The 13,665-nt window shown below is 63.0% G+C and carries 10 protein-coding genes and 1 pseudogene; 10 read left to right on the top strand and 1 reads right to left on the bottom strand.

Translation table 11 applies throughout. From position 1 onward, the window contains the following. Positions 1-10 precede the first annotated feature (10 nt). The 8 genes from murD to ftsZ all read left to right on the top strand — a co-directional run bounded on the left by murD (position 11) and on the right by ftsZ (position 9,901). Complete coding sequence (gene murD, locus CENROD_RS03950) at positions 11-1,456, top strand: UDP-N-acetylmuramoyl-L-alanine--D-glutamate ligase (protein WP_238551821.1); 1,446 nt, start codon at positions 11-13, stop codon at positions 1,454-1,456. Then, complete coding sequence (ftsW, locus tag CENROD_RS03945; RefSeq protein ID WP_022771811.1) at positions 1,453-2,679, top strand: putative lipid II flippase FtsW; 1,227 nt, start codon at positions 1,453-1,455, stop codon at positions 2,677-2,679. Before murD ends, ftsW begins: the two co-directional genes overlap by 4 nt. Next, the gene (murG, locus tag CENROD_RS03940) at positions 2,676-3,794 is read left to right on the top strand and encodes an undecaprenyldiphospho-muramoylpentapeptide beta-N-acetylglucosaminyltransferase (RefSeq protein ID WP_022771810.1); all 1,119 of its coding nucleotides are present in this window, start codon (positions 2,676-2,678) and stop codon (positions 3,792-3,794) included. The genes ftsW and murG overlap by 4 nt, the downstream gene beginning before the upstream one ends. 92 nt (positions 3,795-3,886) lie before the next feature. Next, entirely contained in the window at positions 3,887-5,344 is a 1,458-nt protein-coding gene (gene murC / locus CENROD_RS03935) for a UDP-N-acetylmuramate--L-alanine ligase (protein ID WP_022771809.1), read from the top strand. 29 nt (positions 5,345-5,373) lie between these two features. Beyond that, positions 5,374-6,324: a D-alanine--D-alanine ligase gene (locus CENROD_RS03930; RefSeq protein ID WP_041194026.1), complete on the top strand. Its 951-nt coding sequence runs from the start codon at positions 5,374-5,376 to the stop codon at positions 6,322-6,324. Beyond that, positions 6,321-7,169 carry a cell division protein FtsQ/DivIB gene (locus tag CENROD_RS03925; protein ID WP_022771807.1) on the top strand — a complete coding sequence of 283 codons (849 nt, stop codon included), beginning with the start codon at positions 6,321-6,323 and terminating at the stop codon, positions 7,167-7,169. The genes CENROD_RS03930 and CENROD_RS03925 overlap by 4 nt, the downstream gene beginning before the upstream one ends. Then, positions 7,159-8,421 carry a cell division protein FtsA gene (ftsA, locus tag CENROD_RS03920; RefSeq protein ID WP_022771806.1) on the top strand — a complete coding sequence of 421 codons (1,263 nt, stop codon included), beginning with the start codon at positions 7,159-7,161 and terminating at the stop codon, positions 8,419-8,421. The genes CENROD_RS03925 and ftsA overlap by 11 nt, the downstream gene beginning before the upstream one ends. Before the next feature lie 121 nt (positions 8,422-8,542). After that, positions 8,543-9,901, top strand: coding sequence for a cell division protein FtsZ (gene ftsZ, locus CENROD_RS03915; protein WP_238551820.1), 1,359 nt, complete (start codon positions 8,543-8,545; stop codon positions 9,899-9,901). A 99-nt stretch (positions 9,902-10,000) separates the two neighbouring features. On the opposite strand, the gene CENROD_RS03910 is transcribed toward ftsZ, so the two are convergent. Continuing rightward, a complete protein-coding gene (locus CENROD_RS03910) occupies positions 10,001-10,258 on the bottom strand; it encodes a hypothetical protein (RefSeq protein WP_022771804.1) in 258 nt (85 codons plus the stop codon). A gap of 218 nt (positions 10,259-10,476) precedes the next feature. On the opposite strand from CENROD_RS03910, the gene hemE reads away from it, so the two are divergent. Both hemE and dnaX read left to right on the top strand, forming a co-directional pair. Beyond that, a complete protein-coding gene (hemE, locus tag CENROD_RS03905; protein ID WP_022771803.1) occupies positions 10,477-11,580 on the top strand; it encodes a uroporphyrinogen decarboxylase in 1,104 nt (367 codons plus the stop codon). Between the two features lie 380 nt (positions 11,581-11,960). Continuing rightward, positions 11,961-13,636: pseudogene (gene dnaX / locus CENROD_RS03900) on the top strand (DNA polymerase III subunit gamma/tau). Positions 13,637-13,665 lie beyond the last annotated feature (29 nt).

Below are 13,665 nucleotides of genomic sequence, written 5' to 3'. Positions count from 1 at the left end.
GGAGCCAACCGTGGGGCATGTGCTGGTCGTGGGAATGGGGAAGACGGGAGCAAGCGTTGCGCACTGGTGTACACGCCAGGGGGAGAGGGTGACGGTCGTCGATACGCGAGCAAACCCGCCGGGAATGCAAGCGCTGCAAGCCGCGTTGCCTGGGGCGACGTGCCTTGCGGGAACGCTGGGGGTTGCGCTCGTCGAAGCGGGCGAGGTCGATCGGATCGTCCGTAGCCCGGGACTGCGCCCGGCAGATTGGGCGGCACTCAATGTGGCAGCGCAGGCGCGGGGCATTGCCGTCGAAGGCGAGTTGTCCCTATTCGTGCAAGCCCTGACGCTATTGCGTGGCGAGCGCGGTTATGCGCCCATCGTGCTCGGGGTGACGGGCACCAACGGCAAGACGACGACGACGATGCTCACTGGCGCGTTGATTGCCGGGGCGGGCCGTACCGTGGCCGTTGCGGGCAATGTAGGTTTCCCCATGCTCGATACCTTGGCGCGACATCTGGATGCGAATACCTTGCCGGAGGTGTGGGTGCTGGAGCTATCCAGTTTCCAGCTCGACGGCATGCAAGGGTTTGCCCCCAAGGCGGCGGTCGTACTCAACCTCACGCAGGATCACTTGGACTGGCATGGGTCGATGGAGGACTATGCACGGGCCAAAGCATGTATTTTTGGGGCGCGGACCTTGCGCGTGCTGTACCGGCATGATCCCCTGGTCATGGCGATGCAGCCCGACGATCTTGCGCTGGCGCAAACCGTAGGGGTCGATGTGCCCAGACAGGTTGGGGACTACGGCATCGAGCGTGTGGCAGGCGTGGATCATCTGGTGCGTGCGGTGCAGGGCAGTGCCGGGGTCGAGCACGCACTATTGCTGCCTTGTAGCGCGCTGCGCATCCATGGTCTGCACAACGCGACGAATGCGCTGGCCGCGCTGGCGCTGGCCGAGGCAGCGGGCTGCCCGATCGGCGCCGTGCGCGATGCCCTGTGTGCGTACCGGGGCGAACCGCATCGCGTGGAGGCCGTGGGGCAGATCGCAGACGTGGCTTTCTTCGACGACAGCAAGGGAACGAACGTCGGCGCCACGGTGGCCGCCCTCGAAGGGCTGGGGCCGCAGCGGCGGCTCATCGTGCTGCTGGGTGGCGATGGAAAAGGGCAGGATTTCGCCCCCCTGGCGGAACCCGTTGCGCGGTATGCACGTGCGGCGATCGTCTACGGACGGGACGGCGCGTGGATCCATTCCGCCCTGGGAGACAGTGCTCCGGTGTACGAAGCCACCAGCTTGCAGCAAGCCGTCGATATTGCCGGTGGGGTGGCCCAGGCGGGGGATGCCGTGCTGCTCTCCCCCGCATGTGCGAGCTTTGACATGTTTGACGACTATGAACACCGGGCGCGGGTGTTTCGGGATGCTGTGCGCGAATGGGCCGACAAGACAGGTCACCCCTTGCAGGAGCTGCAACCATGAGCGCTGCGGTCACCATGGCACGGGGGGGAATGTGGAAGCGGCGCTTGCAGGAAGAAATCCGCGCCACGATGCCCCAGGGACTGGATGCACTGCTGTTTTGGGCTGTGGTGCTGATTGCGTCGTGGGGGCTTGTCATGGTGTATTCCGCCAGCGTTGCGATGCCGATGTCCAACAAATTCGCCTCGTTGTCGCAGTACCACTATTTGCAGCGGCACGCCGCATGGTTGATGTTGGGCACGGTCGCTGCGCTGGTGGCATACCGTATCCCCACGGAAATGTGGGAACAATGGACGCGGCTATTGCTCGTGCTGTCGATCCTGATGTTGTTATTGGTGCTGATTCCCGGCATCGGCAGGGAAGCCAAGGGAGCAACGCGGTGGATCAATTTGGGGGGCTTGGGCGTACAGCCTTCCGAATTCGCTAAGCTGTCCGTGCTCCTTTTTTGCGCGCAGCACATGGTTCGTAATGGGGCCGTCGAAGGCACAGGGCTGCAAGGGTTGCGCGCTTCGCTACATGCGGTCATGCCCGTTGGTATCGTCCTCACGATCATGGGGGGGCTGTTGCTGTGCGAACCCGACCTTGGCGCGTTGGTCGTCATCGTTGCGATTGCCGTAGGGGTGGTTTTTCTGGGGGGTATACGCCCATCGCTGATTCTGTTGGCGCTGGGTATTGTCGGGATCGTCGTCACGTTGGCAATCATGAAAGTGGATTGGCGGTTGGGCAGATTCCTGGCATTTTTGAACCCCGTGGAAGCGATGAAGGAATATGGGTACCAATTGGTGATGTCGCTGATTGCCGTCTCGCGCGGGGGGTATCTCGGCGTGGGGTTGGGCAATGGGGTCGAAAAATTCGCTTGGCTGCCCGAACCGCATACGGACTTTTTGTTTGCGATCCTGGCCGAGGAAACGGGGTTCATGGGGGTTGTTCTGCTTGTGCTGTTCTTTGCCGTGGTGGTGTGGCGAATCGTTCGCATCGGTGACAAGGCCGTGCGGTTGCGTCGGCCTTTTGCCGGGTTGGTGGCAATGGGTATTGGGGTCTGGTTTGGCTTTCAGACGCTGTTCAACATGGGGGTGGTTTTGGGCTTGTTGCCTACCAAGGGGCTGACCTTGCCGTTGATGAGCTATGGGGGGTCGGCGATGTTCGGCAACCTGCTGGCATTGGGCATCGTGTTCCGCATTGATGGGGAAAACCGAGGCCTACGTAAGGGGGAGGGGAGACGGTGAGCGCCAAGGTCTTGATCGCTGCCGGGGGTACGGGGGGGCACATCTTCCCCGGGCTGGCCCTTGCCCTCGCGCTGCGTGAGCAAGGGTGCGCGGTGCATTGGCTTGGCGGCCGCCAGCACGGCGCTGCCCCCAGCATGGAGTGCCGGGAAGTGCCACAGCATGGCATCGATATCTCGACGATCGAGTTCGGCGGCTTGCGTGCGAAGGGGTGGATGCAGTGGGTGCTGCTGCCATGGCGGCTGCTGCGTGCGCTGTGGCAAACCCTGCAAGTGTTGCAGCGGGTTCGGCCCGATGTGGTGGTCGGGATGGGGGGATACCTGAGTTTCCCAGCGGGCGTTGCAGCCGTGTTGCGCGGGATTCCTCTGGTGGTGCATGAGCAGAACGCCGTCACTGGCTTGGCCAATCGGCTGCTTTTTCGGCTGGCGCGGGAGCGGTTCACGGCTTTTCCGAGCATCCACCCTGCCGCGCAGTGGGTGGGCAACCCACTACGGTCTTCCTTTGCGATGCAGGGGGCGCCGCAGGAGCGCTACGCGGCGCGAACGGGCCGGTTGCGACTGCTCGTCATGGGGGGCAGCCTGGGCGCGCAGGCGCTCAATACCGTCGTTCCCGAAGCACTGGCCGGGATGGAAGAGTCACGCAGGCCCGAGGTCGTACACCAATGTGGCAGGGCACACATTGATACCGTGCGTGCCTGCTATGCCGAGGCCGGGGTCGATGCCGAGGTGTTGCCGTTCCTCGAAGATCCCGCGCAAGCCATGGCCAACGCAGACGTCGTGCTCTGTAGAGCAGGTGCGGGAACAGTCACCGAGATTGCTGCGGTGGGCGTTGCCAGCGTCTTCGTTCCCTACCCCTACGCCGTGGACGACCATCAGACGCACAACGCCCGCGTGCTCGTCGATGCCGGCGCGGCATGGCTCATCCCGCAAGACCGCTTTACATCCGCTGTGTGGCGTGACTGGCTGTTGCGGGCCAGTCGAACCGAACTCCAGCAGCGGGCGATACGCGCCCAAACCATGGCCAAGCCCGACGCAGACCGGCAGGTGGCGGCAGCCTGTTTGCGGTTATCCGAACATGCTGCGGGCGCGACCTTGTTTCCTCCTTCTTTTCCTCGCTAATTGCCCTTCACCCCCCCACCCCTCTCCCGTTGGGCGAGGGGGAGCTTCAAGAAGCCGCTTTGCGGCTTGCACAGTCATCGTTTTTTCCAGTTATGCGGCACGCAGTTCAATCCATATTTTTCGTCGGTATCGGCGGCGCCGGAATGTCCGGCATCGCGCAGGTGCTCCACAACCTGGGCTATATCGTTTCCGGTTCCGACCAGCATGACAGCCCGGTATTGCAACAGTTGCGGACGATGGGGATTCGCGTCTTCGTCGGCCACGACGCAGCGCATATCGACGGTGCGGATGTCGTCGTCGTGTCGACGGCGGTGGTTGCAGACAACGTCGAAGTGCAGGCGGCGCGGAGTCGGCGTATCGCGGTCGTTCCCCGCGCTTCGATGTTGGCGGAGCTGATGCGCTTCAAGCCAGGCATCGCCGTCGGGGGCACCCACGGCAAGACGACGACGACCAGCCTCATCGCCAGCGTGCTGGCCCGTGCGGGGCTGGACCCCACCTTCGTGATCGGCGGGCGGCTCAATAGCGCGGGGTCGAATGCCGGGCTGGGGCGGGGGGACTACATCGTCGTCGAGGCTGACGAATCCGATGCCTCGTTCCTCAACCTCTCGCCGGTGATGGCTGTCGTGACCAACATCGACCAGGATCACATGGCCACCTACGGGCACGACTTCGACAAGCTCAAACAGGCCTTCGTCGACTTTCTGCACCGGATGCCGTTTTACGGGACTGCGGTGCTGTGTACGGACGATCCCGCAGTGCGCAGCATCATTCCGCAGCTCACGTGCCCGATGGTCAGCTACGGATTTGACGAGGATGCGCAGTTCCGTGCAATCGACGTGCGTGCGCAGGGCGGGCAGATGTATTGCACCGTGTTGCGCACTGTCGAGGGGGCATCTTCGCGGCTGGACGTGGTGCTGAACCTTCCCGGCAAGCACAACGTGCTCAATGCTTTGGCTGCCATTGCCGTGGCATCGGAGCTAGGCTTGGCCGACGAGGCCGTGCTCGACGCACTGGCCTCGTTCACCGGCGTTGCGCGGCGCTTTCAACGGCACGGTGCCTTGCCCGTGGCCGCCAAGGGATCGAGCGACTGTTCCGTGGGTTCCGTGGCCGGTACCTTTGAGCTGATCGAAGACTATGGCCACCATCCCTCGGAGATCGCCGCAACCCTGGAAGCGGCTCGCGGCGCTTTCCCTGGTCGCAGGGTTGTGCTGGTGTTTCAGCCGCACCGCTACAGCCGCACCCGCGACTGCTTCGATGACTTCGTCAAGGTGCTGTCGCGTGCGGATACGCTGGTGTTGTGCGAGGTCTACGCAGCCGGGGAGGCCCCGATCGTTGCCGCAGATGGGCGCAGCCTGGCGCGTGCGTTGCGGGTGGCGGGCCATGTGGAACCGCTGTTCGTCGACGATATGGCTGACCTGCCGCAGGCCATTCTGGATGCTGTGGAACCTGATGACATCGTGCTGTGCATGGGTGCCGGGTCGATCGGGTCTGCCTGCCCCAGGTTGGTAGAGCTGGCACACCGCCATGCGGGGACGGAGGGGCAAGCATGAATAGCACGCTGCTCCCGGGGCCAGCCGCCATGCCCACCGCCCCGGCGCAGGCGCAGGATGGGGGCAAAGTGGCTGTGTTGTTTGGCGGGACTTCGGGCGAGCGCGAGATTTCGATCCTCTCGGGCACAGCCGTTCTGCAAGCCTTGCAGGCGCAGGGGGTTGACGCCATCGCTTTCGACCCCGCTTACCAGCCGCTGACCGAGTTGCGAACCCTGGGCGTGTGCCGCTGCTTCATCGCCTTGCACGGGCGTGGAGGGGAGGACGGCACCGTGCAGGGGGCGCTGGAATTGCTGGGGATTCCCTATACCGGTTCCGGGGTGCTGGCGTCCAGCATTGCGATGCACAAGGGCGTGACCAAGCAGCTTTGGCGTGGTGCGGGCTTGCCTACGCCCGATTGGCGAATCGCCTTGCGGGAGGAAGAAGCGCTGCAAGCCCTGGACGCACTGGGGTTGCCGATGGTCGTCAAGCCGTGCCGCGAAGGATCGAGCCTGGGCGTGACCATCGTTCGCGACCCTGCGGAATGCGCGGCCGCGTACCGGCTTGCCGCGCAGCGCGATGGTGAGGTGCTCTGCGAGCGCTTTGTCGATGGCGATGAGCTGACCGTGGCCATCCTGGACGGCGCCGAAGGGCCGCAGGCCCTGCCCGTGCTGCGCATCGTCGCGGAAGATGCCTGCTACGACTACCAAAACAAATACTTCAACGACACCACCCGCTACTGCATGGACGTACCCGCAGCGCTGGCGCAGTCAGTGCAGGAGCGTGCGCTGGGTGCCTACGCCGCCTTGCGTTGCCGGGGCTGGGCGCGTGCCGACGTCATGGTCGATCGCGCCACCCAAGCTCCGTTGTTGCTCGAAATGAATACCTCGCCGGGAATGACCAGCCATTCGCTCGTCCCCATGGCTGCGCGTGCGGTGGGCATGGAGTACGGCGCGCTGTGCATGCAGGTACTGGGCTGCGCTACCTTGGACGGTGCGCCATGATGGTTGTCGCAGACAGCGGATATGCTGAGTCGAGTCCCTCTGCCTTCGTGCATGGGGCGCTGGTGTTCGTCCTTGCCGGAGTCATCGCCCTGGGGGGGTACTACATCTTGCGTCTGCCGGTGTTTGATATTCAGACGCTGTACCTGGGAACGATTTCGCGGCACTACAACGTCGAAACGTTGCGTGCCAATCTTCAGCCGTTGCTGCAAGGCTCCGTGCTGGCCGTCGATTTGGCAGGCATTCGCACGGCGGCGGAACATTTGACATGGATTCGTCGCGCTGGTGTGCGTCGGCAATTTCCCGACCGCCTGTTGCTGGAACTGCATGAGCACCAGCCCGTTGCCTACTGGGGTACGGACGGCGAGCAAGGGTTGCTCAATGGCCACGGCGAGGTGTTCTATGCCAACGCGGGGGAGATTGGCGGGAAAGAAGGGGAGCCGCCCCTGCCCAGGCTGTACGGCCCCGCAGGCAACGAGGCTGCGGTGTTGCAGATGTACCGTGCGTTGCACCCCCTATTCGATGCACGGGGACTGGTGCTGGAACGGCTGGAGCTGAATGCGCGCAACCGGTGGAAAGGGAGCATGGCGCCGTCGATTTCGTTGGAATTGGGTGGGGGTACCCCTGGGGAGATTCGGGCGCGTATCGAGCGCTTTCTCGATACGGTTCACGAGGCCACTGCCCAGCATCAGCGTAGCTACAACAGCCTGCAAAGCGTCGATTTGCGGTACCGGGATGGGTACGCTTTTCGTTTGCTTGGGGTCAAGGTGCTATCGGGGGAACCCCTGGACACAGAGGCCAGCGTTGCGGCAGGCACAAGACATACGGGGGGACGCGATGGGGAGTGACAACAAGGAATTGCTCACTGCGCTGGATGTCGGCACCTCGCAGGTTCGCTGCGTAGTGGCCCAGCTTGCGCAGGAACGCGACGGCGCAGCGCAGGCGTATGAAGTGCTGGGGGTGGGAACGGCGCCATGCAGCGGTGTGCGCCAAGGGGTCGTCAACGACATGGATGCGACGGTCGACGCTATCCACAATGCCACCAATGGGGCAGTAGCGGCCTGTGGGTGCGATGTGACCAGGGTCGTGGTTGGCATTAGTGGCAGTCATTTGCGGTTTGGCAATGGCAATGGCTCGTCGCACCTTCCTCACCAAGAAGTCTTGCAATCAGACGTAGACCATGTGGTGCATATCGCCTCGCTCATCGGGTTGCCAGAAGAGACGGATCAACTCTATGTCGAGCCGCAGGAATTCGGGGTCCAGCAAGGGTGGGTGCGTCACCCCGTAGGAATGACTACGTCGTGGATTGATGCCCACGTCCATGTCGTCACCGGGTTGCACGTCCATATCGAAGACCTGCGCCGTTGCGTGCTGCGCAGTGGGATTGAGGTGCAGTGCATCATCCCTGCCTCGCGGGCGAGCAGCGCTTCCGTGCTTACCGCAGACGAGCGCGAGCATGGGGTCATCTTGCTCGACGTGGGCGCGGGGACGACCGATATCGCGGTGTTTGCCGATGGCGCCTTGCGGTGTACCGGGGTGATCCCCATAGGGGGCAACTTGGTCACCAGCGACATCGTTCAGGTAGTGCATACCCAAACCATCGATGCGGAACGGCTCAAGATCGAAGAAGGCTATGCGCTGCGCACGCTCCCCGGGGTGGATGGCACGCAGTTGCTGGCAGTGCCTGGGATTGGCGGTTCCGCCAGTCGAATGATCGAACGGGATTACCTGGCCATGGTGATCGAAGCGCGGTGGCGGGAAATCTTTTTGCTGGTCTTGATGTGGCTGGGGGAGGCAGAGTGCGAGCTTGCCAAGACGATGGGTGTCGTGCTGACTGGGGGGAGTTGCCTGACTCCCGGGGTCGCGGCACTGTGCTCCCAGGTCATGCACGTGCAGTCCGTTCGTCTGGGCGCACCGAGCTACGACGGTCTCTATGCGGATGTCGTTAACAACCCCGGATTTGCCACGGCGATGGGGTTGCTGGATGTCGGCATGCAGAAGCGTTTCATGCCGCGCCGCACTGCATCGCAGCAACAGTGGCCCGGCAAGCTGAAGTCACTGTGGAGCGACGCGATGGACTGGCTTCATGGAGAGGGGTAGCAGGCTCTCCATTCTGGTGAATCGGTCCATGGGGAAATTTGTGAATCGGCGCGCCTGGCCCCGGGCGTCGCGGATAGTGGGGAATGGGGGAATAACCATGCAGGGAAACAAAGGAGCGGACATGCACAACAGCAATATGACCAAAGGGTTGCGTATCGATTTGGAAGAGGATGCGGACGTGGCGTTGCCATCCCGCAAGAACAAGGCATGCATCAAGGTGATCGGGGTGGGGGGCGCAGGGGGCAATGCGGTGCGCCACATGATCGAAAAAGGGGTGAAGGGCGTGGAATTCATCTGTGCCAACACCGATGCGCAAGCCTTGGAATGCATCACTGGAGCACGGCTGATCCAGTTGGGCAAGACGGGGCTGGGCGCTGGCAATCTGCCTGTACAAGGGGAACAGGCTGCGCGGGAGACGTTGCCGGAAATCGAAGAAGCCATCCATGGCGCAGATCTGCTGTTCATCACGGCGGGCATGGGTGGCGGCACGGGAACCGGGGCTGCCCCCGTCATCGCCGAGCTGGCGCGGCAGAAGGGCATTCTGACCATCGCCGTCGTGACCAAGCCCTTCAAGTTCGAGGGCAATCGGCGGAAGAACAACGCTGAGGCCGGGTTGCTTGCGCTGGCAGCGCATACCGATGCACGGATCGTCATTCTCAATGCCGAGTTGGCGAAATGCCTCAGCCCGGATGTGCCGCACAAGGAAGCATTTGCCTACGCCGACGATGTGTTGCGGTATGCCGTGGGGGGGATTGCCGAGGTCATCAATATCCCTGGGGTGGTGAACGTCGACTTGGCCGACATCAAGACCGCAGTGAGCAACTCCGGCAAAGCGCTGATGGGAACCTCGGTGGCGACGGGCGCTGATCGCGCAGTACAGGCTGCCAAAGCAGCCATTTCTTGCCCGCTGCTGGAAGGGGTGAACCTGCGCGGCGCTACCGGGGTCATCGTGTTGGTGTCGGGGCTGGAAGGCGAGCTGAAGATGAAGGAGGTCGAAGATGCCACCGATGTCGTGCTGCAAGTGGCCGACCTCGACGCACAGATCGTCGTGGGAACGGCCTACGACGACAGCCTGGCGGGGAGCGTGCGCGTCACGGTCATCGTCGCGGGGCTGCAAGAAAAGGCCCATGGGCTGCCAGCGCCAGCGGCAGTGACTGCAACAACGGCGGTCGTGGATACGGTGACGGAGTCCCGCGAAATCAGCGACGCCAAAGAGGCCACCGCACCACGGGACTTGCGTGCGCCCACGGTGGGGGCACGTCCTAACGCCTCGCTGCGCGGCGCGCCGCTCTTTCCGCCGCCCCCTCTTGCGCCGATTCCGGGGCGCCGTCCTGCTGGCAGTTATGAGCCTGTCGTCCGCCCAGGCGTATGGAGACCCATGCACAGCCAGGGAGCGCAAGACCCCCGGCCAGGCGCGGTGGAGCCTGCAGCAAGCGATGATTTGTCCACGCCTGCCTGCTTGCGGGTGCCTTCGAACTGAGATGCCTGTTGTCGCATCCGGTGTCGTTGCATCGGGGCCTGTGGAACCCCAGCAATCCAGGGGCCATGGTGATCCCACCTAGGCCATGGTTTTTTGGCGTCAGTGCAGCGGGAAGTCGTTGTCGCAGAACTCTGCATCGTCCAGCTCCTGGGCGTCGATCTCGGCATCGATTTCCGCCAACCGTGCCAGGACAGTGCCAGCGCGGCCAATCAGGGGTTTGTCCAGCGGGCGCCAGAGGTGGCGGCGCAGGCTGCGCAGTTGTTCGGATTCCTCCATGCATTGCAGCACCCGTTCGGGTTCCAGGATGAGGCTGAAGGGGTGGAAGGCTGCGATGGGGTTGTCGATGGCTTCATTCATGATGGGATCCTCGGGGGTTACAGGGGAAAAAAACAGTGCAATGCCGTGAAAAGAACTGTAGACCCCCTTTATTCCCGGTGTAGTAAGCGCCGGGATAGACCCTGTGTCGGAAAAAACCTGACAAGCCTGTCGGACACAATCGCCGCGCTGCAAGCCTGCTTCGCCGCAGCCTGAGGGGCTGGTCGTTGCGGGAACCACTCTTCCATGCCACCTTTGCCATGACTGCTTTCGCACCCCTACAGAACGACACGTTTTTGCGCGCTTGCCTGCGCCAACGCACCGAATACACCCCGGTATGGTTGATGCGCCAGGCAGGGCGGTTTTTGCCCGAATACCGTGCGCTGCGCGCCAGGGTTGGCAGTTTTCTGGATTTGGTCTCCCAGGTCGAATTGGCCACGGAGGTCGCTTTGATGCCGATGGAACGCTTTGGCCTCGACGCAGCGATCCTGTTCAGTGACATCCTCGTCATTCCCGAAGCGATGGGCCTGGGGTTGTCGTTTCTTGCCGAGGAAGGCCCACGCTTGGCCCAGCCCGTGCAGGACGACGCTGCCGTTGCCGGACTGCATGTTCCCGACCTGGAGAAGCTGCGCCATGTGTTGGACACAGTGCGTGCCACCCGCATAGCCCTGGCCGGAAAGGCGCCGTTGATTGGCTTTGCAGGCAGCCCCTGGACGCTGGCGTGCTACATGGTTGAAGGATCGGGGTCTACCGACTTTCGCACGGCACGGACGATGCTGTACCGCCGTCCCGATTTGCTCAATCGGGTGTTGCGAGTCAACGCCGACACGGTGGCATCCTTTCTCAATGCCCAGATCGAGGCTGGAGCGCAGGCGGTCATGCTGTTCGACAGTTGGGGTGGGGTGCTTTCCGGCGCGGCCTATGAAGAGTTTGATCTCTCCCCATTGCGCCGGGTGCTGTCCAGACTGCACCGGGAATACGACGGGGTGCGCATTCCGCGTATCGTGTTCGCCAAGGGCGCGGGCAACCGTTTGCAGCATCTGTCGAAGCTGGATTGCGATGTCATCGGGCTTGATTGGACTGTCGATCTGCAAGAGGCCCGTGCAGTGCTTGGGCCTACCAAGGCATTGCAGGGCAACCTCGACCCCCTGGCGCTGCTGGCCAAACCAGCGGTGGTGGAAGCCGAGGCCAGCAAAGTATTGCGCGCCTTCGGGCCTGTCCACATGGGCGTTGGCGAAGGGGCTACGCACATCTTCAACCTTGGCCATGGGGTGCATCCACATACGCCGCCGGAACATGTCGCAGCCTTGGTCGATGCCGTGCATGGCCATTCCAAGAGCCTGCGCCGGGCTGCCGCAAGGTAGAGATCGCACCACACTTGCTTGTGCCGTGTAGGAGCGACGGCAGTGGCAATGGTGCGATGGTGCGCTGTTGGAGCGGTTTTTGTGCTAGACGCTGCTGTACTTATGCACAACGCGAGTGACCAAGGTTTTGCGAGCGCCAAGGGCCGTCCGGTGGGGACGTTGTGCTCCAGTCTTTTGTAACGCATTGATATTTCGTGCCTCTGCCCGATTGCATCCGAAATGGGCAGCGCGGAAAGTGCCTTGATTTGTAAAGGAAGGCATACGCTGTTACCGAGTTGCCCACAAAGTTTTCCACAGATTCTTGGGATGACTGTGTACAAGCTGGGCGCAGGCAGTGGGCGGTCGGAATAGGAAATCCCCCACCCATAGAATCCCCAGCCATGTCGTATTTGGTATTGGCGCGAAAGTACCGCCCACGTGATTTCACGCAGATGGTGGGGCAGGATTCGGTGGTGCGTGCGCTCACCAATGCCTTGCGCTCCCAGCGTTTGCACCATGCGTATCTGTTCACCGGTACGCGCGGGGTCGGCAAAACTTCGGTATCGCGCATCCTGGCCAAGTCTCTCAACTGTCTGGGCGCCGATGGTCAGGGTGGGGTGACGGACAGCCCTTGCGGGGTGTGTGAAGCCTGCATGCAGATCGACGAAGGGCGCTTCGTCGACTACACCGAGCTTGATGCTGCGTCGAACCGTGGCGTCGACGAGGTGCAGTCCCTGCTGGAGCAGGCGGCGTACAAGCCGGTGCGTGGTCGCTTCAAGGTCTTCATGATCGACGAAGTACACATGCTCACGCAGACGGCGTTCAATGCGATGCTCAAAACGCTGGAAGAGCCGCCCGACTATCTGAAGTTCGTGCTGGCGACGACGGACCCGCAAAAGGTGCCCGTCACCGTGCTGTCCCGCTGTCTGCAATGCAATCTGCGCCCCATCGCTGCCGAGACGATTGAGGAACAACTGCGCCGTGTGCTGGAGAGCGAAGGCGTGGCTGCCGATGCCCTGGCACTGTCGTGGATCGCACGTGCTGCGCGGGGGTCGTTGCGTGACGCGCTGAGCTTGACTGATCAGGCTATTGCGTTTGGAGGCGGGGCAGTGCAGACGCCTTCCGTGCGCGAGATGCTCGGTTGTGTCGATCGCTCGCATGTCTATGCGCTCCTTGACGCGCTGGGCCATGGGCAGGGCAGGGCAGTCGTCGATACGGTCGATGCGCTGCGTTCCCAGGGGCATGACGCTTCGTCGACGCTGGAAGAAATGGCCGTCGTTTTACAACGGATGGCGGTGCTCCAGATGACCGGGTCAGGCAGGAAGGGCGACGCTGCCCATCGCCATGTTGTCGGGGCGGAGGAGGAACAGGCGGAATTGGCGCGGCTGGCCACGCTGCTGCCCCCGGACGAAACCCAGCTCCTGTACAGCATCTGCCTGCATGGCCGCGCGGAGTTGTCGCTGGCGCCGGACGAATACGCAGGCTTGGTCATGGTGCTGTTGCGCTTGCTGGCGTTCCGGCCAGCGGTGGAGGACGGCGCTGCGGAAGAAAAAAAAAAGGGTTGACTGCCCGTGCGCCCGCCCCATCTGTCGTCCCCCCCCCATCTGCATCGCTCCCAGAACCTCCGGCACGTCAGTCTGGCACAGACAGGCATCCCGAGCCTGCCGTGGCGCAGCCACCTGTGGCGCCGAGGGCCGATCATGGCGATTTTTGGTGCCCGCTGGCCGAGCAATTGCTGCAAGACCCTGCCGTGACGGCGATGGTGCGTGAACTGGCGTTGCGTTCGCAGTTGCAGGATCGTCAGGGCGATGTCTGGACACTGCTTGTCGAAAGTACCTCGCTCGTGCGCGATGCCAACCGCGACAGGCTGGCTGCTGCGCTGGAGCGGGCAGGGTGGAAGGTGCGGCTGACGCTGGAAGTGGGCGCAGTGACCGACACCCTGGCACTGCGCCGTGCAGTCGAACAGGGCCGCCAGCAGGAACGCGCTGCGCAGATCGTCGCAGCCGATCCCTTCGTCCAGGCGCTGGTGCGAGAGTTTGGGGCGAGAATCGTCCCCGAATCCATCCGCATGATGTAGGCGGCATCGGGGCCGCGCACAGCGTTTTT

Source organism: Candidatus Symbiobacter mobilis CR (assembly GCF_000477435.1).
Taxonomy (GTDB): Bacteria; Pseudomonadota; Gammaproteobacteria; order Burkholderiales; family Burkholderiaceae_C; genus Rhodoferax; species Rhodoferax mobilis.
This window is presented reverse-complemented; position numbering and strand designations above follow the sequence as displayed.

Coding starts and splice junctions, on each gene's coding strand:
- ftsW (WP_022771811.1), top strand. CDS start 1,453: ATGAGCGCTGCGGTCACCATGGCACGGGGGGGAATGTGGAAGCGGCGC.
- murC (WP_022771809.1), top strand. CDS start 3,887: ATGCGGCACGCAGTTCAATCCATATTTTTCGTCGGTATCGGCGGCGCC.
- CENROD_RS03930 (WP_041194026.1), top strand. CDS start 5,374: ATGCCCACCGCCCCGGCGCAGGCGCAGGATGGGGGCAAAGTGGCTGTG.
- CENROD_RS03925 (WP_022771807.1), top strand. CDS start 6,321: ATGATGGTTGTCGCAGACAGCGGATATGCTGAGTCGAGTCCCTCTGCC.
- ftsA (WP_022771806.1), top strand. CDS start 7,159: ATGGGGAGTGACAACAAGGAATTGCTCACTGCGCTGGATGTCGGCACC.
- ftsZ (WP_238551820.1), top strand. CDS start 8,543: ATGCACAACAGCAATATGACCAAAGGGTTGCGTATCGATTTGGAAGAG.
- CENROD_RS03910 (WP_022771804.1), bottom strand. CDS start 10,258: ATGAATGAAGCCATCGACAACCCCATCGCAGCCTTCCACCCCTTCAGC.
- hemE (WP_022771803.1), top strand. CDS start 10,477: ATGACTGCTTTCGCACCCCTACAGAACGACACGTTTTTGCGCGCTTGC.